The sequence below is a fragment of the Bacillus aerolatus genome, from assembly GCF_009183655.1.
Taxonomy (GTDB): Bacteria; Bacillota; Bacilli; order Bacillales; family Domibacillaceae; genus Pseudobacillus; species Pseudobacillus aerolatus.
The window spans coordinates 51,081-71,848 of the sequence record NZ_WEIO01000003.1 but is presented as its reverse complement, the minus strand read 5'-3'; the positions used below and the strand labels follow the sequence as shown (position 1 = coordinate 71,848).

General features: G+C 38.7%; 18 protein-coding genes and 1 pseudogene. 17 read left to right on the top strand and 2 right to left on the bottom strand.

Annotation, left to right across the window (positions count from 1 at the left end; translation table 11 throughout):
• The first annotated feature begins 278 nt into the window (after nucleotides 1-278).
• Nucleotides 279-1,580, top strand: a complete 1,302-nt coding sequence (locus tag F9802_RS06475) for a hypothetical protein (protein WP_152150357.1) — start codon at nucleotides 279-281, stop codon at nucleotides 1,578-1,580.
• Between the two features lie 46 nt (nucleotides 1,581-1,626).
• Nucleotides 1,627-1,671 (top strand): annotated as a pseudogene (locus F9802_RS20205) (hypothetical protein); the annotation flags it as partial.
• Here the strand turns inward: F9802_RS20205 and F9802_RS19915 are convergent.
• Entirely contained in the window at nucleotides 1,671-1,943 is a 273-nt protein-coding gene (locus tag F9802_RS19915; protein ID WP_152150356.1) for a hypothetical protein, read from the bottom strand. The pseudogene F9802_RS20205 and the gene F9802_RS19915 overlap by 1 nt on opposite strands.
• Before the next feature lie 127 nt (nucleotides 1,944-2,070).
• Between F9802_RS19915 and F9802_RS06465 the strand changes: the two genes are divergently transcribed.
• The 5 genes from F9802_RS06465 (at nucleotide 2,071) to F9802_RS06450 (ending at nucleotide 6,340) form a co-directional block, all read left to right on the top strand.
• Complete coding sequence (locus F9802_RS06465) at nucleotides 2,071-2,760, top strand: ABC transporter ATP-binding protein (RefSeq protein ID WP_152150355.1); 690 nt, start codon at nucleotides 2,071-2,073, stop codon at nucleotides 2,758-2,760.
• Nucleotides 2,738-4,072 (top strand): ABC transporter permease, encoded by a 1,335-nt coding sequence (locus F9802_RS06460; RefSeq protein WP_152150354.1) that lies wholly within the window; start codon nucleotides 2,738-2,740, stop codon nucleotides 4,070-4,072. The genes F9802_RS06465 and F9802_RS06460 overlap by 23 nt, the downstream gene beginning before the upstream one ends.
• 283 nt (nucleotides 4,073-4,355) lie before the next feature.
• Nucleotides 4,356-4,805: a VanZ family protein gene (locus tag F9802_RS06455; protein WP_152150353.1), complete on the top strand. Its 450-nt coding sequence runs from the start codon at nucleotides 4,356-4,358 to the stop codon at nucleotides 4,803-4,805.
• On the top strand, nucleotides 4,802-4,945 hold the full coding sequence (locus tag F9802_RS19550) for a hypothetical protein (protein ID WP_191991783.1): 144 nt from the start codon (nucleotides 4,802-4,804) through the stop codon (nucleotides 4,943-4,945). Before F9802_RS06455 ends, F9802_RS19550 begins: the two co-directional genes overlap by 4 nt.
• 462 nt (nucleotides 4,946-5,407) lie before the next feature.
• The gene (locus F9802_RS06450) at nucleotides 5,408-6,340 is read left to right on the top strand and encodes an LCP family glycopolymer transferase (protein WP_152150352.1); all 933 of its coding nucleotides are present in this window, start codon (nucleotides 5,408-5,410) and stop codon (nucleotides 6,338-6,340) included.
• An 81-nt stretch (nucleotides 6,341-6,421) separates the two neighbouring features.
• Here F9802_RS06450 and F9802_RS06445 read toward each other — a convergent pair whose 3' ends face one another.
• Nucleotides 6,422-7,189: an SGNH/GDSL hydrolase family protein gene (locus F9802_RS06445; protein WP_152150351.1), complete on the bottom strand. Its 768-nt coding sequence runs from the start codon at nucleotides 7,187-7,189 to the stop codon at nucleotides 6,422-6,424.
• A 236-nt stretch (nucleotides 7,190-7,425) separates the two neighbouring features.
• Between F9802_RS06445 and F9802_RS06440 the strand changes: the two genes are divergently transcribed.
• The 10 genes from F9802_RS06440 to F9802_RS06395 all read left to right on the top strand — a co-directional run bounded on the left by F9802_RS06440 (nucleotide 7,426) and on the right by F9802_RS06395 (nucleotide 20,763).
• Nucleotides 7,426-8,169, top strand: coding sequence for a YveK family protein (locus tag F9802_RS06440; RefSeq protein WP_152150350.1), 744 nt, complete (start codon nucleotides 7,426-7,428; stop codon nucleotides 8,167-8,169).
• Nucleotides 8,159-8,860, top strand: coding sequence for a CpsD/CapB family tyrosine-protein kinase (locus F9802_RS06435; RefSeq protein ID WP_225435214.1), 702 nt, complete (start codon nucleotides 8,159-8,161; stop codon nucleotides 8,858-8,860). The genes F9802_RS06440 and F9802_RS06435 overlap by 11 nt, the downstream gene beginning before the upstream one ends.
• Nucleotides 8,861-8,974: 114 nt before the next feature.
• A complete protein-coding gene (locus tag F9802_RS06430) occupies nucleotides 8,975-9,745 on the top strand; it encodes a tyrosine-protein phosphatase (protein WP_152150348.1) in 771 nt (256 codons plus the stop codon).
• Between the two features lie 405 nt (nucleotides 9,746-10,150).
• Nucleotides 10,151-11,983 (top strand): nucleoside-diphosphate sugar epimerase/dehydratase, encoded by a 1,833-nt coding sequence (locus tag F9802_RS06425; RefSeq protein WP_225435213.1) that lies wholly within the window; start codon nucleotides 10,151-10,153, stop codon nucleotides 11,981-11,983.
• Between the two features lie 464 nt (nucleotides 11,984-12,447).
• A complete protein-coding gene (locus tag F9802_RS06420) occupies nucleotides 12,448-13,776 on the top strand; it encodes an O-antigen polymerase (protein ID WP_152150346.1) in 1,329 nt (442 codons plus the stop codon).
• Nucleotides 13,757-14,998 carry an MATE family efflux transporter gene (locus F9802_RS06415; protein ID WP_152150345.1) on the top strand — a complete coding sequence of 414 codons (1,242 nt, stop codon included), beginning with the start codon at nucleotides 13,757-13,759 and terminating at the stop codon, nucleotides 14,996-14,998. Before F9802_RS06420 ends, F9802_RS06415 begins: the two co-directional genes overlap by 20 nt.
• A complete protein-coding gene (locus F9802_RS06410; protein WP_152150344.1) occupies nucleotides 14,995-16,101 on the top strand; it encodes a glycosyltransferase in 1,107 nt (368 codons plus the stop codon). Before F9802_RS06415 ends, F9802_RS06410 begins: the two co-directional genes overlap by 4 nt.
• Before the next feature lie 63 nt (nucleotides 16,102-16,164).
• Complete coding sequence (locus tag F9802_RS06405) at nucleotides 16,165-18,240, top strand: alginate lyase family protein (protein WP_152150343.1); 2,076 nt, start codon at nucleotides 16,165-16,167, stop codon at nucleotides 18,238-18,240.
• Nucleotides 18,241-18,253: 13 nt separating this feature from the next.
• On the top strand, nucleotides 18,254-19,483 hold the full coding sequence (locus tag F9802_RS06400; protein WP_152150342.1) for a glycosyltransferase family 4 protein: 1,230 nt from the start codon (nucleotides 18,254-18,256) through the stop codon (nucleotides 19,481-19,483).
• Nucleotides 19,483-20,763, top strand: a complete 1,281-nt coding sequence (locus F9802_RS06395; protein WP_152150341.1) for a nucleotide sugar dehydrogenase — start codon at nucleotides 19,483-19,485, stop codon at nucleotides 20,761-20,763. The genes F9802_RS06400 and F9802_RS06395 overlap by 1 nt, the downstream gene beginning before the upstream one ends.
• Nucleotides 20,764-20,768 lie beyond the last annotated feature (5 nt).

Genomic DNA, 20,768 nt, shown 5'->3' with positions numbered 1-20,768 from the left:
CTTCTCGAGAGACTTCGATTATTGGTTAAAGATTACAAATAAAGAAACATTTATGTATTCTCATTCGTTAAGGTCGAAGTCTTATTTCTTTTCTTTCTTTTACACGTCAACTTGCCGAAGCACTTGCTAACGCATGGATAAGCACTCAAGAATATAACAAATTATTGTCTATATGAATACGTCTTGTGAAGCAACTACTGGCGTGTAATCTCATAGTCGGGAGTGTTCACAGATAATAGCTAATCTGTTAAAGTTCAAAATAAAAAGGAATAAATAGTGTGATGAAGAAATTAATAATTTTAATTTTGTTATCTTCCGTTATAGTCACCTGCGTTACTTGTGTAACTATCTTTAACAAAAATAATGATAATCAAAAGTATTCTTTAAAATTGAATAATAGAGAAAAAAAGTTATGGAATGATACAATACGTGCTTATTTACAAGAAGAATTAAAGTCTGAACGTGATTTCTATGATGCTGGTCATTTTCTTATGGTTCCCCTCCATTACGCCTATCAATCTTCTGACAAGAAGATAATAAATGACTTTGAAGAACATTTTGATCGCTTTGCGGTCAATGGAAATGAAGAAGTTGACGTCAATATAGAAAATAAAAGGCTATCTACACTGCATTACTATTATTTAATTAGCAGATACATTCTGTTAGCGGATAGTAGGAGTACTGATAAAGATCACGTTAATTATTTAGCTAATTATTTATTGAGTGAAATCGAGAGATTGTGGATAGAAATTCCTGCATGGCAATGGGAGAGGGAAGACTTCCAAGGCGGAATGCGGCAGCGAGTATTATGGAAACTAGAAAACAAAAATGTAGATAATAGCTATTATAGAGCCTTTGTCGATGAAGAGTTCTTTACATTTGCGATTGCTGCGGATTTAAGTAACTACTTTAGTGACGAACCCATACTTAACGATATTTTAAGAATAAGCTATTTAGTGTTTCAAAAAGAGAGTAAATTTGATAAAGAAGGAAGGTGGCTATTCCAACCCGGCGTATGGAGTGACCATCCGGATTACTTATATGCTGGATATGGTAATAAAAAAGATATCAGTGAAATAAAAACAATTAAGAACATAGCAGCCGACTCATCTCATTCTCACCGTTTCCCATTGTGGATAGAAAGCTTTATTGGTGCGTATCCAAAGGAGTCGGAACAAAGAGAATTATTTTTAAAAATCCATAGAGGTTTAGAAAAACAATTTTTTGACAAGGTTCTTATTGCTCCAGATAATACTACACCTTATTATAAGTTGAATAACTTTATGGATGGCTATAATGGAGTTTATAGATGGGATTATGCAACAATCCAAAATAATGGGTACGGTCCATATGAGTTGTCAGGAACTTTTACGATAGGTTGGTGGACATTTCTTGGTTCGGATAGAATAAAACATGTATATTCTGATTTGGCAAAACAGTTTCCATTGTCTGAAGAAGCAGTAGATTTGTACTCGGGTCCCAGCACAACTAGGAATAGTAAATCCTTTTCAGCAGTTTCTGATTCTTATAATAATGGTTACAAAGAAATCCTGGCCATATTGGCTTCGAAAATAAGATGATATAAAGGTTAAAAGTTACCCTTTTATCGAGTTTTTTATCCGCAAGTTGGCTCACTTGTTTTTGTTTGGTTTATTGGTTGTAGCTCTGTTTCACGTTACTTGCTGTAGAGACCGATTAAGCGTTGGGCTGATTGTACTCGCAGGCAACTGGTGTGTATGCAGCGTTTGGTGAGTTACACCAGCTACAGACAGGTGGATGGATGCTGCTTCTTGATGATGTGTTTTTGGATTTGATTGGAGAGGCAATTGCGCTTGCTCTTTATGTGCTGTTTTATTTGTGGAAGCGAGTGGGTCGACAAAGAAGCGAAAATAAAAAATGAAATTGATTTTGAAGAAGTTTTTTATTTTTATGTAAGTATCCATTTAAAAACCCGTGATTGTACTGGATTAACTCCGTATGATCACGGGCTTTTGAAGTTAAATAAAAAATTTATCTTTAGATACGTAGAGTCCGAGTGAAACAATATTCCGTTAGTTTGGAGGTTATTAGATGATTGAATTGCGCGAGGCAAAGAAGTTTTACCGTTCAGGAGGAGAGAAGGTGCCGGTTTTACGCGGCGTAAATTTGCAAATCGGGCAAGGTGAGTATGTGGCGATCATGGGGAAGTCCGGTTCGGGAAAGAGTACGCTGCTGAATTTGCTTGGCACGCTCGATGTGCTTGATGGCGGCGAGTATGAGCTGGCTGGACAGGCGGTTCATAAAATGGGAAAAGGCAAACGGGCGGCGCTGAGAAACAAAGAAATTGGGTTTGTGTTTCAGAATTTTCAGCTCATTCCTAATTTGTCTGTGTATCAAAATGTACTGCTGCCGCTTACGTATGGCCGGAAAAAGTGGGTTGGAAAGAAAGCAAAGGTGCTTAACATGCTGGAAGAAGTGGGATTATCGAATAAAAAGAGTCAAAAGCCAAGCCGCTTATCCGGCGGGGAAAAGCAACGGGTAGCGATTGCACGGGCGCTCATCAATGAGCCGAGCTTGATTTTAGCCGATGAACCGACTGGAAGCCTCGATGAAGGGACGACAGAAAGTGTCCTGCAGTTAATCGACCGCGTACATAAAAATGGTGCTACGGTTGTGATGATCACGCATGATATCGAAGTGGCGAAGCGGGCGGAACGGACTTTGCTGTTGCAGAATGGCATGTTGAGGGAGATGGCCAATGAAGCTGCTTACGGGATTTAAGCTGGCGTGGTTTGGGTTGTGGGCGAATCGTTTACGGGTCCTGTTTGCGATGATGGGTGTTGTGATCGGTATGTTTGCGGTTATTGTGCTGATATCGATTTCCATTGGCGTCAAAGATACGCTGTTGAAGCAGATGGGCGGGCTAGGGGCTGAGCAAATTTTAGTTATCCCTGGACGGGTTCTCGATACAGCAAGCGGCCAAAAGGATTTTTTGAGCGGTTTAACGAGTGTGCCGAGTACGCTGACATATGACGACGCCAAAGCAGTGGAAAAAGTGGAAAATGTCCGCTCAGTGACACCTCATTTGGAAACGGTCACGACTGTGCGAATGGGAGAAGGAAAGGATGTAAAAAGGCTGCAGTCTGTACTAGTCGGCAGCACGGATCAATATAGCCGGGTGCAGCACGCGGAACTCGTAGAAGGACGTTTTTTTACGAAAGAAGAACAGAAAGAGAAAGCAAGAGTGATTGTTTTAGGAAGCAACATTCATGACGGACTGCTTGGGAAAGAAAGTGTACCACAGGAAAATAGCGCACCGGTAAAAGCCACACCCGAGCCGTGGTGGAAGCGGATTTTTTCTTCGTTAACCGCTCAAATGGTAGTTGCTGAAAAGAAGGAAGCTTCACTTGTCGGCAAAGAAGTGGTCATCAATGACATGAAGTACAAGGTGATTGGCGTACTGGCGCCGAATGCGACACTTGGTGCAAGCACTGACAACAATGTCATCATGCCGATCGAAACAGCACTGCAAGAGACAGATATGAAAAATTTGAATAAAATGATTGTCGAAGCTAAAAGCACCTCCGTAATCGACCAAGTCGATAGCGATGTGTTTGCTGCGATTAAAGAAAATCACAAGGAAATTGATTTCAGCGTAGTGAAGCAAGAACAGATGCTCAAGGCGCTTGATAAAGTAACAACGATTTTACAAGTCATGCTCGTGGGGATCACCGTGACGGCACTCTTGATCAGTGGAACGGGTATCATGAATGTCATGGTAATGTCTGTCAGGGAGCGGACGCGGGAAATTGGGATTCGTAAAGCGCTGGGCGCTACGACATTTGAAGTGATGGTACAGTTTTTCTTTGAAACGCTCCTGCTTTGTTTGCTTGGCGGAGTCATTGGCATAGGACTAGGCTACGTCTTTATTGAACTGTGGAACAATAACATTTTCATCTTTTCTCTTGTGTTGCCGCTATGGGGGGTCAAGCTTGCGTTATATTCCTCACTCGCTGTCGGCACCTTGTTTGGCATTTATCCAGCATTGAAAGCAGCGAGAATGAATCCGAGCAAAGCGTTGAGATTTGAGTAAATGTTCCAAACGGTTGACTATTAAGGGTCTGCCGAGTGAAAGATGTCCTCTCTGCCTGTTCCCAGCGCTTTATCGCAGCGGTGATACAACTCAAAAGAGTTCCTGCAAAAAGTGTTTACTGCGGAGTGATGTCTTCCTTTTGGCAGTAGAAAATCAGAATCATGTAATTAATGCTTTTTGCTCATTTTTTAAACAGACATCTTTTTTATCGGGGACTGACTCATCATTACGGGTCAGTCCCCTTTTTTTAGCGTGAAGAAATACGCAGATTAAAGGGTTTAACATGAAAAAGGACTACTTCTTAGTTTTTGTACCAGTCGCATGGTGTTTCCTTATCTTCTTGTTTACTGCCTCTCCATCTTCTGCTGGTTCAAATACGTTAAGCATCTTTCAACAATTGCTTGATTTAAATGACGAACAAGCGAAAGTGGTTAACTTCCTCATTCGTAAGGCTACTCATGTAATGGTGTTTGGTTTCCTTGCTATTTTATTTACTTTCGTGTTTCGGAAGAAGAGATTTCTCTTTGCTTGGCTGCTGACGACTGTGTATGCAGCGACGGATGAATTTCACCAATCGCTTGTTCCAGGACGAACGGGTTCTATCGCTGATGTCTTATTAGATTCAATTAGTGCGGCTCTTGCTTTGTTTGTCTGGAGCAGAATGGTGAGAAGGAAATACCGTTTAAATAAATCAATTGAATATGATTCTAAGGGTAGGAGAGAGAAGCAGTGAGTGAACAGGAGAAGAAAGAATTATTTAAACAAATACTAGCTTTTGGGTATGAACGTGGGAATGAAGTGAGTGTTTCTGCTAAGAAACATGTTCAAGAGCTGCCCGAGAGGCTTCAGTTGATCGTTCAAGAGCAAAAGTGAAAGAACGTTCATAAAGAATAAAGAGAAAAATTTCTGTTTTAAAATGGTTGAAGAAACTTTCCATACAGGCGTTATCCAAGCAGTTTGCCTTAACGTTCATCTTGTATCTTTTAAACAGGTTGTTATATTGGAGGGATGTGTACTGGAACCCTTGATCACTATGCAAGAGGGGGCCGTTCACGTTCCGCTTTTTTCATGGTGTCCATCGACAAGTTCAAATTATTGCAGGCAACGATCTGACTTCGTTATTATAAAGATCTACAATGGAGGACAAATAGAGTTTTGTCCTGTTGAAGATCAAGTACGTAATATTGGCCGCTCATTTGTTCTCTCCGTATGAAACTCCAGATTTAAAGAATTGTCCGAAATAACATACGCTTCTTGCTCATTCCAAAATCCATGCTATTCTAAAAAGAAAGAAGAAAGTTTTTCACTACGAATGAGACAAAAGGAGTCTACAGCATGGAACGAAGAAGAAGGTCGCCAAAGAGAAAGGGTAAGAAGAAGATTATATTAACGATTTTGTTGTTACTTATAGTTGTGGGGGCGGGCTTCGCATTCAATGTGTATTCTTCCTTCAATAGTGCACTAAAGAACATGGTAAATGAGTCGGCGCTTGAGAAGTCGGAGAAGCGTGAGAAAGAAGTGTCGTTAAAAGATAACATGCCGTTCACTGTGCTGCTTTTAGGAGTGGATGAGCGGGAAGGGGATAAAGGGCGTTCGGATACGATGATTTTGCTGTCTGTGAATGGGCAGGAGAATTCAGTGGAAATGTTGAGTATTCCCCGCGATACGCGTGTGGATATTGTCGGCAAAGGCAAAGAAGATAAAATTAATCATGCGTATGCGTTTGGCGGCGTCAATATGGCGGCGAAAACGGTAGAAGAATTTCTTGATGTTCCGGTAGATTACTACATTGAAATGAACATGGACGGGTTTAAAGATATTGTGGATGCGGTCGGGGGAATCACTGTTAATAATACATTTGCTTTTTCTTATGAGGGAGAAGACTTTCCTAAAGACACGATCAAGTTGAATGGGGAAGAAGCGTTGAAGTATTCACGAATGAGATATGAAGATCCGCAGGGAGACTTCGGCAGACAAGCTCGGCAGCGCCAAGTGATTCAAGGCATCATTGACAAAGGAGCGAGTGCTCAATCCGTCCGGAAATACAATGGCATGTTAGGAGTCGTGGAAAAAAACGTTCAAACGAATTTGTCCATCGATGAAATGATGGCTATCCAAAAAAACTATGCGCCTGCCAGACACAATATTAAGCAGGAGGAAGTCGAAGGCAGCAACAAGAAAATCGGCGGCGTCTATTATTACTTAGTATCGGATGAAGAAAAAGAAAGGGTATCATCTATTTTCAAAAAACATTTGGATATAGAATAAAAAATACACGGCTCTGAACTGCACCCCAATTGTTAGACACCACTAACAATTGGGGTGCAGTTTTTTATGGCCATGTATTTTTTATTCCGCTATTAATTCTTTTGACAAATAATCCGCCCAAATTTTGTGGCCTTTCTCGTTTGGAGTAGATTGGTCTTCAGAGAGTAATTCAGTCGTTTTTTCATCTTTCACATCCGGCCAAGCGTTCCAGTGGTCGATAAAGCGCAAGCTGTTGTCCTGGGCAAACTTTTTTAAGTCTTCTTTTTGAGCAGGATAGAAAGTAGCATTGTAAATTGGGTGTGGCGGCTGCAACATGAGAACCGCTTGTTCATTGGCAGATTTTAACTCTTTATTAAATGTAGTAATCAGTTCAGAATGAGTATTCATGTCAACAACACCATTATCTTTTAACAGAAAAGATTCATAGAGAATGAGATCGGGAGCCGATTGAATAATCGCTTCATGAACATCTGACTCCATAAAATCAAGCGAGGTGCCGTCGAATTCTTTAATGTCCACTTTTACTGCCTGGCCGAATGTATCGTCCAGTTCTTTTTTCACGGCAGTGGACCAGCCATTTGTTTCGGCACCTAATGCGGAGGAGCCGGCAATGGTGATTTTATAGGGTACGCCTGCTTCCCGTGTTTGAGAAAAAGCCTCCCTGGCAGCGCTTGGCCATTTTCTTGTTAAGTCATCTACTGACTGACTGTTGTTGGTGGAATCTGAGGGAGCAGTAGAAGCTGCTGTACTAGCCGATGAAAAGGTCGTACGCTCTTTCCAATAAACATTGGCCGCGATTAAAAAAACAATAATGCTGAGGATATAAAACACTATTGAAAATTTCTTCAAAAAAACCTCCACCTTTTTCCTATATCTTTGTATTCTTTTTGGGAAAAATCAAAAAAAGCTGTTCTTTTATTAAAATCTATTATTAAATGAATCTAAAGTCAAGATTTGCCGCAAGCGTCATAATGCCTTAAATTTCTACGCCTTTTTACAAAAAGGTATGATATAATTTCAACTTGTTAGCAATCGTTTAAGAGAATTGTTGGAAAAGCGACTAATGATATTACTAGGAGGAAAGTATGGAAGAGACAATCAGCTTGCGTGAATTGACAAGTACGCTTCGAAAACACTTGAGGTTAATCTTGTTTATAACTTTTTCGGCTGCGTTGATCAGCGGTATTATTAGCTATTTTGTTCTTACCCCCGTTTACCAAACATCAACACAGCTGCTTGTCAATCAGGCGAAGACAGAGCAGCAGCTTTATAACCCGACGGAAGTGCAAACAAATCTGCAACTAATCAACACGTATAATGTCATTATGAAAAGCCCGGCCATTTTGGAGAAAGTGGTCGATAACTTAAAACTGGACGGGACAGCGAAAGAGCTGAATGGGAAGATTACCGTTCAAAGTGAAAAAGATTCACAAGTCGTCAATGTGTCCGTTCAGGATACGGATCCCGAGCGTGCCGCGGCCATCGCCAATGAAGTGGCCACAGTCTTTCAAAAAGAAATTGTAAACATTATGAATGTCGATAACGTCAGTATTTTGGCGAAAGCAGAAGCAGCAGAAGGCATGTCTCCTGTTAAACCGCAGCCGCTATTAAACATTGCCATTGCGCTTGTCGTCGGTTTAATGGCAGGTGTCGGTCTCGTTTTCCTGCTCGAATACCTCGATAACACAGTGAAAACGGAACAAGATGTAGAGCGCCTGCTTGATCTCCCTATGCTTGGCAGCGTGACAACGATTACTGCGCAAGATGGAAAAACAACAAGGTCCCGTGCAAAGAAAACAGCATACAGAGGTGAAACCATTGGTTCTTAAGAAAACGAAAAAGACAGCTCCAGGCTCAGCTCAGCGAAATTTAATCGCCAAAACAAATCCGAAGTCACCTATTTCCGAACAGTACCGGACGATCCGCACGAATATTTTATTCTCTTCCGTGGATCAGGCGATTCGCTCTTTGCTCGTTACTTCCGCAGGTCCCGGAGAAGGGAAGTCCACTACAGCGAGCAATCTGGCCGTTGTCTTTGCCCAGCAGAAGAAGAAAGTACTGTTAGTGGACGCGGACATGCGCAAGCCAACCGCGCATTACACATTCAATCGCATGAATAATTTTGGTCTAACGAATGTATTGACTAAGCAGATGGAACTTTCTGAGGCAGCCGGTCAAACAGAGATTGACTTCCTTCACGTATTGACTTCCGGACCGATTCCGCCCAACCCTGCCGAGCTGCTTAGTTCGGAGGCGATGGCAGAATGCCTGGAAGAAGCGTATACACAATTCGACATAGTCATTTTTGATACGCCGCCGATCCTCGCAGTGACGGATGCCCAAGTGCTCGCTAACCAGTGTGATGGAAGCGTACTCGTTGTCAATAGCGGGAAAACGGAAATCGACGCGGCATTAAAAGCGAAGGAGCTTCTGCAATCAGTCAATGCAAAGCCGCTTGGAGTCGTCTTAAATAATAGAAAACAGAGTGATTCAAACTACTATTATTACTACGGTAAATAGGGGAAATTAGGAAATACTGTCGAGGAAATCCTATAGGTTTAATGGCATATATATGGTAAGGTGAATCATATGATTATTGTCACTATAATGCTAGAAATAGAGGGAGGTGATAATGTGATTGATCTTCACTGCCACATTTTACCTAGGGTCGATGATGGAGCAACAACACTGACAGAAAGTTTAATCATGGCTAAAGAAGCAGAAAAAGAGGGGATCACGACAATCGTGGCCACTCCTCACCATAAAAACGGCACGTACGACAATGTGAAAAAAGACATTATCGCTGGTGTAGCCGACTTAAATAAAGAGCTAAAAGATGGGGGTATAAATGTCGAAATTCTACCCGGTCAGGAAATACGAATATACGGGGAATTAATGGAAGATTATGAAAAAGATGAATTGCTGACAATCGGCGGAGATTCATCTTACGTATTGATTGAGTTTCCATCTGGCTATGTTCCCCAATATGCGGAACAACTTTTCTTTGACATGCAGATGAAAGGGCTCTTGCCCATCATCGTCCATCCTGAGCGTAATCAGGAACTAATAGAGAAACCAGACAGATTGTACAACCTAGTGAAAAACGGAGCGGCGACACAAATTACTGCGTCTTCTTATATTGGCAAGTTCGGGAAAAAGATCCAGATGTTTACAGAACAGCTGATTGACGCGAACTTAACGCATCTCTTTGCTTCCGACGCTCACAACGTAAAAAACCGCAGTTTCCATATGGCGCAAGCACACGAGCGCCTGCAAAAAAGAGCGGGAACGGATTATGTGTATTACTTTAAAGAAAACGCCGAACTGATTGTGAACGGCCAGCATATGTACAAAGAACCACCGGAGCGAATTCGGACGAAAAAGAAGTTTCTCGGATTATTTTAATCTATTCAAAAAGTGAACATCGCAGAGCGGCGGAATCAGTCTTAGGAAACAATGTAAAAACAAGCCAGCAACGGATAAACTTACAGCTATTCCTTTTACAAAATAAGTGAAATAATAGCAACGGCTTAAAAGTATAGATGTTTAGGTGATGCCTCCTGACCTTTATCAACGGAGGCACTCGGCTGTACTGTGGGTATTTATAGAATCGCCTTAGACGCCAGTCGTCAGTAGTATAGCGTGAGGACGGGTTAGATGCCCGGTTTTACTTTATTTTTTGAACTTGAAATCTAGAAAAATAGTGGAAAAACAGTTAATAAAAGCCCATCCAACAGGGGTGGGTTTCTATTAACTGTTTTTTATTTGGAAACACCAAAGATAATGAACAAACAAAGAGGTGAATTGCTGTTGACTTACCAAAAAAGGCTGTCGCTGTTAGTAGGGCTTGATTCAGTCATCGTTTTATTTTCTATTTATATCGGTTATTTTATTTTGCATCCTTATATGAACATTTACAGTGCGAGTACATTGTTTATCAGCTCTGTTTCCCTGCTGGCGAGCCATCATTTATTTGCGGCTATTTACAAGCTGTACCAAAAAGCATGGGAATACGCAAGCGTGCGCGAGTTAATGGCCATTGCAAGAGCTGTAACTTTTTCCATCGCAGCCACAGCCATCATCCAGCTAGTGGCGTTCCAGGATATTTACATGCGTGTGCTTTTAATCACGTGGATGCTTCATATTCTGCTGATCGGAGGTTCACGCTTTTCGTGGCGATTGTATCGGGACCATTTCATTGCAGGCAATAATGACAAGAAACGGACATTAATCGTCGGTGCCGGTTCAGGGGGCTCGATGGTTGTCCGCCAGCTACTTACTTACGCAGACGCCGACTTTTTTCCAGTCGCTTTCGTCGACGATGAACCGAGAAAGCAGCGGCTGCAAATTCACGGAGTGACCGTGGCAGGAACAATCGCCGACATTCCGGATATCGTTGAAAAAGAACACATCGACAATATCATTATAGCGATTCCCTCACTTGAGAAAAAAGGAATTCAGCATATTTATGAACAGTGTGCTAAAACAGATGCTAAAACGCAAATCATGCCGCTCATCGAAGACGTCATGACCGGCCGGGTATCCGTCAGCCAGTTCCGCGAAGTACAAGTAGAAGACTTGCTTGGGCGTAAACCAGTCGATCTCGATCTTGAAAGTATTTCGGAATACGTCACTGGCCGCACCGTACTCGTTACAGGCGCCGGCGGTTCGATCGGTTCGGAAATCTGCCGGCAAATCGGTATGTTCCAGCCGGATAAAATTGTGCTTGTCGGCCACGGAGAAAACAGTATCTATCAAATCGACATGGAACTGCGCAACCGCTATAAAGGCATGATTGACATCATTCCGATTATCGGTGATATTCAAGACCGCGAGCGCATGTTCAGCCTGATGGCAGAACACCGCCCAGAAGTCGTCTATCACGCCGCGGCTCATAAACACGTGCCGCTTATGGAATACAACCCGAAAGAAGCGGTTAAAAACAATGTTTTCGGCACAAAAAATGTAGGGGAAGCCGCCGCAGTTGCCGGCGTCAAAAAATTCGTACTCATCTCATCCGACAAAGCCGTCAACCCAACGAACGTCATGGGCGCGACAAAACGCGTCGCAGAAATGGTCATCCAGCAGCTCGACAAAGAAAGCAACACGAGCTTCGTCGCCGTCCGCTTCGGCAACGTCTTAGGGTCAAGAGGCAGTGTCATCCCGCTGTTCAAAAAACAAATCCAAGCCGGCGGTCCCGTCACCGTCACCCATCCGGATATGACAAGATACTTCATGACCATCCCGGAAGCATCCAGACTCGTCATCCAGGCAGGGGCACTCGCTAGGGGAGGGGAGATCTTCGTACTCGATATGGGCGAACCCGTCAAAATCGTCGACCTCGCCAAAAACTTGATTACACTTTCAGGTTATACTATAGAAGAAATCGGTATTCAGTTCTCCGGTATTCGACCGGGGGAGAAGATGTATGAAGAACTTCTCAACGAAAACGAAGTCCATTCTAAGCAGGTGTTCCCGAAGATACATATTGGGAAGGCTGGGCAGGTGGAAGGGGATGTGCTCTGGGAGTTTATCAATAGCTTGCCAGCGAAGAACGCTAAGCTGTTGAAAGAGCAGCTTGTGGAGATTGCGAATACGAAGAGTGGGTTGCAGCGGGTGATGAGGGAAGTAGTGAGGAGTTAAAGGGAATAAGTCCAACTCCATTTTCTGATTGATACGGCTAAAGATCGATACACTGAAGCATCTTCTTCTGAGAGGTGTCCAAATCATCCATAAATGAGAGGACCGATTCGATTCAGGGAGGTCTTTATTAGTGGCTGATAATCATATTTCCTTTCAGCTAGACCTTAAACGTTCTATTGCATTCAAGTTAGGAAGGCCTGGCAGCAAAAGGGAAAGGTGAGAGGATGTATCGGTCTTCATATTAATTGAGAACATAGCGCAGAAAATTCAAAAATGTTTTATCTTTGTATTGAGCTTTTTTATAAAAAAAATTATCCATATTGAATGATGGCACAGTTTCTCTCGCCCTTTCCTTTAGTATCAGTATAGGCAAGAAAAGAGCATTGTTGTACATGACGGAGAATTAAGAATGATTTATATAATTAATTTCGTTAAATAAAATTCTTAAAAAGTAGCGAGGGCATATGATTTATTTATTATGTATATTTCTTATTATTTTTATTTTATTAATAGCTAGGTATATAGGGTTTAAATTTAATAAACATTATATTATAAGTTCATTTATTATTTTGTTTGTTTTAGTTTTTTACATTATCCCATTGCTAAAATATAATATTTATGAAGAGGAATACATCACATTAGTTTCTTCTACGTTTAGTGTGGCTCATTCTTCGGAAATAAATAAGTATTCTTTGTATTCCTTAACTTTTATCCTTTTTGTAATTTTCTCTTATATCATTTCTTATATGTTATTAGCCAAAAGCAAAATAATTAAATGTGAAAATTATATTGAGCTTACAAAAAAACAAACGCTTTTTAATCAATTGTCCTTTTTATCTTTATGTGGAAGTGTAGGTTTAATTTACTTTTCTGGTATGAATCTTAGCAATTTATTAGCTTCCTCAAGATTTGCATTTTTTGAAACGCAAAATACTGTTTTCAGTTTGTTATCTACCTATCTAACATACTTGTTAGTAGTGCCTACTTATTTAATTGCATCAAAAAAAGCCTCGATAAATTGGCTGTATATTTTATCATTAGCGGCGACTTTTTTCATTTTGATGTTTGTTTTTGGAACAAGAAGTCAGATTATAGCGATAGCATTTTCTTATTTAATGGGGAGAATGAAGGTTAACCCTAAAATAAATCCAAAGTATCTTATCCTTTCAGCAGTCTTTGTTCATCTTTTTGTTATATGGCAATTTATTAGATATAATATGAAATCGGTAGATGGTGTTTCAGGTTTTATTGACTTAATCTTATTTAATAACAAAGAAGCTTATCTTTTATCATTAGAAAGTGGAGACTTAAGTTGGTTTTATGATGCTACCTTCACGGCAATGTATATTAAAGACTATATGAATTTTTCGCTAGATGGGGATACATATCTAAGGTTATTGCTTACCCTTTTCCCTTCAACTATTTTCGATTTCAAACCAGAAGAAACACAACGAATATTTGCTGCTATTATAAATCCAGAAGCATATATAGTTGGTGCTACTTTTCCCCCTTCTATTTTAGGAGACGCTTATTTAAATTTTGGATTTAATGGAGTTGTTATCGGTTTATTTCTGGGGTGTTTTTTGGCATATGCACAATTTAAAGTGAATTACTTTGACAATATACTTAGTATAGTTCTTGGTTCTACAATTTTTATTTTTCTTTTATTATTAACTAGAGGAACTTTTAATGGACTATACCCGCTAATTTTTTGTGCATTAGTGTTGTATCTTTTAAACTTTTTATCTTTAATATCAAAAAAGGAATTTAGTTATGATAAAAAAGTTAGTTAAAAAACTGGGCTTTGGTTTTTTTCTTAAAAGCAGTGTAATAAATATATTAGCAAATATTGTGGGAATAATATCTTTGCAAATTTTTGTGTTGCCTTTTATCGCGTCAGAATATACTAATGAGTTTGCTAATATTCTAATTGTATTAGGTTATTCAAATATTCTATGTGGAGTAATAGCTGGAGCAGCATCAAATTTAATTATTAGAGACTTAAAAACTAAAAATAAAGAAAAAGAGTACATTTCATGGACGCTTTATTTCTCGTTTTTTATTGTTGCTATATTCACAGTGGTTATCTCTTTTGTAAGTCACATTAGTACAATCAATGGGTTATATATATTAGTTTTATCATTAAAAACTTTTTTAATGGCTTTTCCATATAAGAATTTAAAGTTTAAATATCTTTTAATAACTAATTTCATAAATTTATTATTTGCAAGCATGCTAATTCTTTTTTCTCACTTAAATTATTTTAATATAAAAGACCCTTTTTTCTTTATAATTATTCCGGAATTGATCTCTACTATATTATTATTATATGTATATAGATCATCGTTTTGTTTTATCAATCTATATCAAATTTGGTTATACACGATCAAAGAAATTAAGAGCTTTACAGTGATGATGGCACTTATGTTATCAACTGTAGGTTTAAAATATATTGATCGGATTATAATTCCTTTTTTTTTAGAGGAAGATTATCTAGCTATATTTTATACAGGATCAATTCTAGGAATGTTAATTATGTTCCCTCTTGGAGCTGTGTCTAATATGGTTTTTAGTTATCTTTCTAATAAAAAGGTTGCTATAGAAGGCAAATACTTATTACAAGTTAGTATCTTTACTTTATTAACGTTATTGACTACAGGTATTTTTATATTCATGCTCACCCCTTTTGTAGTAAAAATATTTTATAGAGAGTATAGCAGTGAAATAACTCCGTATTTATTGTTAATATCGTTGTTACAGCCAATAATTTTATTGGATCTTTTTTTAAGAGGATTAACCATGGTTTATATAAAAGATACTTCAAAAATATTAATAGATTTGAGTTCTTTAATTGGAATAATAGTACTCTCTTCTTTTTTAATTGAGATTTTCGAACTCAAAGGTTATATTTTTTCTTTAATTTTAGTGTATCTTTCAAAAAATTGTATTCAGACTTTTTTTGTTCTTAGAAATCTAAAAAAGTCTAATTTGCCATTAAGGAATGATAATAATTGAAAATAACTTTTCTGCTTTCCCATTTTCCGGATCCTAGATTTGTAAAAAGGATAAAAGTGGCCAATAAAGTTGGTTCGACGCAGGTTGTATATGCTGAAAGACCTAATAATGTATTTAATAGTGATGAACTTGTAGAAGTGATTGGAGAAAAAAATATATTGAGAAGTGAATTTAGTAAAAGTAGAATATTATTTTTATTAACCTTTATGTTTACGGCTTTTAATAATTTCAATAGAGAAAAGCCAAACAAAATACACGTTGGTAACCTAGATATGCTTTTTATTGTATCTTTATATAAATTTTTGTTCTCAAAAAATGTAGAAGTAATCTATGAAGTTGCCGATTTGCATAAATATGTTTACAATGATAGCTCTTCTTTTAAGGCTAATTTCTTTAGAAAATTCCTTTCGTTTTTGGAAAAGAAATTATTAAAAAATGTCGATTCCCTTATTTTAACATCTCCGTATTTTTGGGAGGATTATTACCAAGGTAAAATTGATAAGGAAAAATACATCCTAATACCAAATGTTCCAGATGAAGAATACTATAAGGATATTACTCCTCCCAAATCTTCAGAGTTTAGAATTGGCTTCATCGGTGTAGTAAGATATAAACAGCAACTTATTAACCTATTAAATGTTTGTAAAAGAAAAAATGTAAAAGTAATGATTGCTGGGGACGGCCCAGACTACATTTCTCTTAAAAATGAATACTTAGAAAATGATAATATTTCTTTTTTTGGAAAGTATGATTATAAGAAGGACATAAAAAAATTATATGAGTCCGTAGATATAATTTATTCTGTTTACGACACAAAAATTAAAAATGTCCGAGTAGCCTTGCCAAATAAGCTTTATGAAGCTATAGTTTCTGAACGACCGATCATTGTTGCTAAAGATACAAAACTTTCGGACTGCGTATCGAAATTAGAAATAGGTTATAACATTGATGCTAGTGGAGAAGAAGATTTAGAAAAACTTTTTGATTTTTTGTTAATTAATCCCAATGATATAGCAGACAAATCTAATAACTGTAAAAGTATAAAAAACCAGTACTTTTTTAGCCATTATTCCAATATACTCAAATCTATTTACAGCAAGTAGCTTTCACAGTATTAAATAATTGAGGAAAATCTAATCCCTAATTTATTTTAAAAGGAGAGCAAAATGAAGGATAAACTAGAGATTATTCGTAATATGGGGCTTGACTGGACTGCTTTTAGAATTAAATACGAACTTGAAAAAAAGCTGGGATTGTTACAGAAGCAATTCCCGGCTTTTTCTTATTCAGAAATTGATTTGAGCACAAATCTAACGGAAACAAGAGACTTAACGGCATTACTACAAGAATCAAGAAAGAGATACTTTTTCTCAGCAACACCAAGCGGTTACAAAGATATGAAAGAAGTTTTTCAGTTGGATCAGGCGATTGCGGAAGCCGATGATATTTGTGAGCACAAATTTCGATACTTTAGCCAGCACCTATTCAGCTATGATGAGCTGGAGTGGCACTACAATCCAGCTAATAAAAATTCTGCGCCGGCTGATCAGCATTGGGCGGCTATCGCTGATTTAGGAAGTGACTTTGGCGATATTAAATGGATATGGGAATTATCGCGTTTTTTATTTGTCTATCCTTTAGTTAGGGCCTACGCGGTTGCTGGCGAGGATAAATATGTAGAAACATTTTGGGCATATTTCGAAGATTTTATTGATAAAAACCCTCCAGAACTTGGTCCCAATTATAAATGTGGTCAAGAGATGTCTTTGCGGCTTATGGCTTGGACGTTTGGGTTGTTTGCTTTTCTTGATCACCCATTTACAACTGAAAATAGAATTGAGTTAATGCTCAAGGCAATTTACCATCATGCGGATCATGTTGAAAAGCACTTTTCATTTGCTCTTAAATCAGTAAAGAATAATCATTCCTTATCAGAAGCTGCGGGCATGTATACAGCGGGAATGCTTTTTCCGTACTTTGATAAAGCAGAAAAGTGGAGAAAAAAAGGCAAGAAATATATACAGTCTGAGGCTATGTGGCAAATATATGAAGATGGTTCTTACATTCAACATTCGATGAATTATCAGCGGCTGGCAATCCAAGGTTTAACTTGGGTGTTGCGCTTGGGCCAGATTAATAATGATTTATTTGAAGAGTCATTTGTTCAACGATTTCGTCAAACTATTTTGTTTATGTATCAACATCAAGAACTTCCGTCTGGGCGTCTGCCTAATTATGGCATGAATGATGGGGCTTATATTCACCCATTGACTTCGTGTGAATACCTCGATCATCGTCCAGCTCTTCAAGCTGCCTGGTATGTTACAAATGGTGAATTATTATATAAAGAAGAGTCTGTTAGCGAAATTGTATACTGGTTGTCAGGAGATAACGCACTTGCCGCTCCGGCATCGAACTTGAATCAACAGTCTTCTTCCTTCGAAAAAGGTGGATATTATACGATTCGGAATGAGGAATCATTTGGAATGATTCGCTGTACCACTTATAAACACAGGCCTGCTCAAGCGGATATGCTTCATTTTGATCTATGGCATAAAGGGAAAAACATTTTAGCCGATGCGGGCACGTTTTCTTATAATACAGACATGGATCATATTCTGTATTTTAATGGGACTGCTTCTCATAATACTGTCACGATAAATAATCAAGATCAGATGAAAAAAGCATCCCGATTTATTTGGTTAAACTGGACAAAATCGAAAGCTCTTGCATTTTCTCAGCGTCTTCAGTATCAATTGTTTGAAGGCGAGCATTCCGGCTACGGTGAGATCACTCATAGACGGGGTATTTTAGAAAGCGGAGATCAATGGATTGTGGTTGATGATCTTTTCGGAAAGTTCTCCAATGATAAAGTTTCATTAAGCTGGCTATTCGGGGTACAAAATGTAGAAAAGTTCTCTGACAATGAGTGGAGGGTTAGTATTGATTCTACAGAACAATGGAAATTGACGACGTACTGTACACAGTCATTTTCTTCTGGGCTGTACAAAGGATCAGAACGACCATTGAAAGGGTGGAGGTCTCTCTACTATGGTTATAAAGAGCCGTTTCCACAAGCTGTTCTGGAATGTGGGGCTGATCAATCTTTACGATTTGTAACGGTTATTGGAGCAGCCGAAGCAAAGCATTTTGTCTCGTTAGACAATGGAAAAGTAACAATTGGAGAATTAGAAGTAAATTTAAATAAAATTGGCGGCGACAACATTTTTAATATGAAATAAAAGGATGTTACTTGTGAAAATATTAGTTTTGCATCAATATTTTTTAGGCAAAGACGATCCAGGCGGCTCTCGCTTTAATCAATTCGTCAAGTATTGGGAAGAAATGGGTCATGAAATTACTGTTGTGGCAGGAACGGTACACTACGCGACTGGCCAGAAAAAAGAGAAATATAAAGGTAAATGGATTGTAGAAGAGAAGTATTCCGAAAAGACAACGGTGCTCCGGACATATGTGTCTGAAGCATACAACAAATCTTTTGTTGGCCGTTTATGGGGATATTTCTCTTTTACTTTTTCCTCCTTATCTGCAATTTTATTTAAAGTTAAAAAGCATGATGTCATGATCGTTACATCGCCACCTCTGTTCGTTGGTATTACCGGCCTGCTTGCTAAACTATTTAAACGAATGCCAATGGTCTTTGAAATCAGAGATTTGTGGCCCGAATCAGCGATTGATACAGGCGTGTTAAACAATAAGCTGATTATAAATATAGCCTATTTAGTTGAAAAGCTTTCGTATAAATTCGCAGACAAAATTAACGTGCTCACGCCTGCTTTTAAACAAACGCTGATAGACAAAAAAAGCATTCGAGAAGACAAAATTATCTTCATACCAAATGGGGCAGATTTAGATATTTTTCAGCCGGGGCCAAGGGAAAACTGGGTGCGTGATAAGTACAATTTAGAAGGTAGGTTTGTTATTACGTATCTAGGGGCTCATGGTGTGGCCAATCATCTTCATTCTCTGCTTGATGTAGCGAAAGAGTGTGAAGATCAAAAAGATATTATCTTTATGCTTGTCGGCGACGGAATGCAAAAGAAAGAGCTTATCAAGCGGGCCAAAGACGAAGGATTAAACAATGTATTATTTGTTGATTCCCAGCCTAAAAAAGTGATTGCCGATTTTTGTAATGCATCGGATATTTGTACGGCGGTATTGAAAAAGATAGATACGTTTAAAACGGTCTATCCAAATAAAGTGTTTGATTATATGTCTTGTGCTAAGCCCATTTTACTGGGAATCGATGGTGTCGCCCGGGAGTTGGTTGAAGAGAGTGGCAGTGGTTACTATGTTGATCCGGAAAACCCTAAAGAGTTTAAAGAAAAGATTTTAGAGCTTTATCATAATAAACAGCTGCAAAAACAGCTCGGGGAAAATGGTCTGTCTTTTGTAAGAGAAAACTTTAGCCGGGAGAGTTTAGCAGAAAAATATGTGAACGAAATCAAAAAGGTGGCAAGGTAATGAGTAATAAAAGCTTATGTGTAATAGGTCTAGGTTATATTGGATTGCCGACAGCTGCTATGTTTGCTAGAGCTGGGTGGAAAGTTACCGGTGTGGATGTTAATCCAGTAGCTGTTGATAAGTTAAATAGAGGCGAAATTCATATTGAAGAGGTTGGCTTGGAGGAGTTGGTAAAAAGCGGCGTGGAATCGGGCAACTTAAGAGCACAATTAGAGCCTAGTGAAGCGAACTGTTTTATCATTGCTGTTCCAACTCCTCATAATGAAGATAATACAGCTAATCTTGATTATGTGATTGAAGCGACAAAAGCGGCAATTCCACTTTTAAAAGAAGGAAATACGGTTATTGTAGAGTCGACGATTCCGCCGCGCACGATTGATGATGTTGTAGCACCTATTTTAAGAGAAGCGGGATGGCAGCCAGGGGAAGATATTTATCTTGCTCATTGCCCGGAACGCGTACTGCCTGGACGAATTTTAATTGAATTGGTGGAGAATACACGAATTGTCGGTGGTATTAATGAGATTTCTGCTCAAAAAGCAGCTGATGTGTACCGAAGCTTTGTTACAGGAGACATCTTGATCACTAGTGCAGTCAGTGCGGAAATGTCCAAGCTGATGGAAAACACTTACCGTGATGTAAATATTGCATTAGCTAACGAATTAGTGAAGATCTCAGAAAAACTTGATGTTAACGCTCTTGAGGTCATCCAGCTTGCAAATCATCATCCGCGTGTGAATTTGCATCAACCAGGTCCAGGGGTAGGCGGACATTGTCTTGCGGTAGATCCGTATTTTATTATGGAAAAAGCTCCTGAGCAATCTGTCTTAATTTCCGATGCACGCAGAATTAACAACTCTATGCCTGAATTTGTTGTCAATCAAGTGAAGAAGATGCTTCCTGATACAGCATCTAAGATCGCAGTTTTTGGTTTAACGTATAAAGGCAATATTGATGACGTGCGTGAAAGCCCAGCAATGGATGTATTAAGCTTGCTTCAAGCAGAAGGATATAAAATCGGTATTTATGATCCGCACGTGCAACAGCAACAAGTAAACTTCCACTTATCTTCATTTGAGGAAGCAGTACAGGATGCGGAGTGTATTCTTGTATTAACGGATCATAATGAGTTTAAGCAACTAGATGAAGAAACAATTTTTAATAAGATGAAGATGCCAGTTGTGTTTGATACGAAGAATTGTGTAGTGATTAATGATGCAAATATTGACTATTACAACTTTGGCAATTTAGCCAAAATCAAGTATGTTCAAAATGTTTAATGGAT

Coding starts and splice junctions, on each gene's coding strand:
- F9802_RS06460 (WP_152150354.1), top strand. CDS start 2,738: ATGAAGCTGCTTACGGGATTTAAGCTGGCGTGGTTTGGGTTGTGGGCG.
- F9802_RS06450 (WP_152150352.1), top strand. CDS start 5,408: ATGGAACGAAGAAGAAGGTCGCCAAAGAGAAAGGGTAAGAAGAAGATT.
- F9802_RS06440 (WP_152150350.1), top strand. CDS start 7,426: ATGGAAGAGACAATCAGCTTGCGTGAATTGACAAGTACGCTTCGAAAA.
- F9802_RS19915 (WP_152150356.1), bottom strand. CDS start 1,943: ATGGATACTTACATAAAAATAAAAAACTTCTTCAAAATCAATTTCATT.
- F9802_RS06415 (WP_152150345.1), top strand. CDS start 13,757: ATGATAAAAAAGTTAGTTAAAAAACTGGGCTTTGGTTTTTTTCTTAAA.
- F9802_RS06420 (WP_152150346.1), top strand. CDS start 12,448: ATGATTTATTTATTATGTATATTTCTTATTATTTTTATTTTATTAATA.
- F9802_RS06395 (WP_152150341.1), top strand. CDS start 19,483: ATGAGTAATAAAAGCTTATGTGTAATAGGTCTAGGTTATATTGGATTG.
- F9802_RS06455 (WP_152150353.1), top strand. CDS start 4,356: ATGAAAAAGGACTACTTCTTAGTTTTTGTACCAGTCGCATGGTGTTTC.
- F9802_RS06405 (WP_152150343.1), top strand. CDS start 16,165: ATGAAGGATAAACTAGAGATTATTCGTAATATGGGGCTTGACTGGACT.
- F9802_RS06465 (WP_152150355.1), top strand. CDS start 2,071: ATGATTGAATTGCGCGAGGCAAAGAAGTTTTACCGTTCAGGAGGAGAG.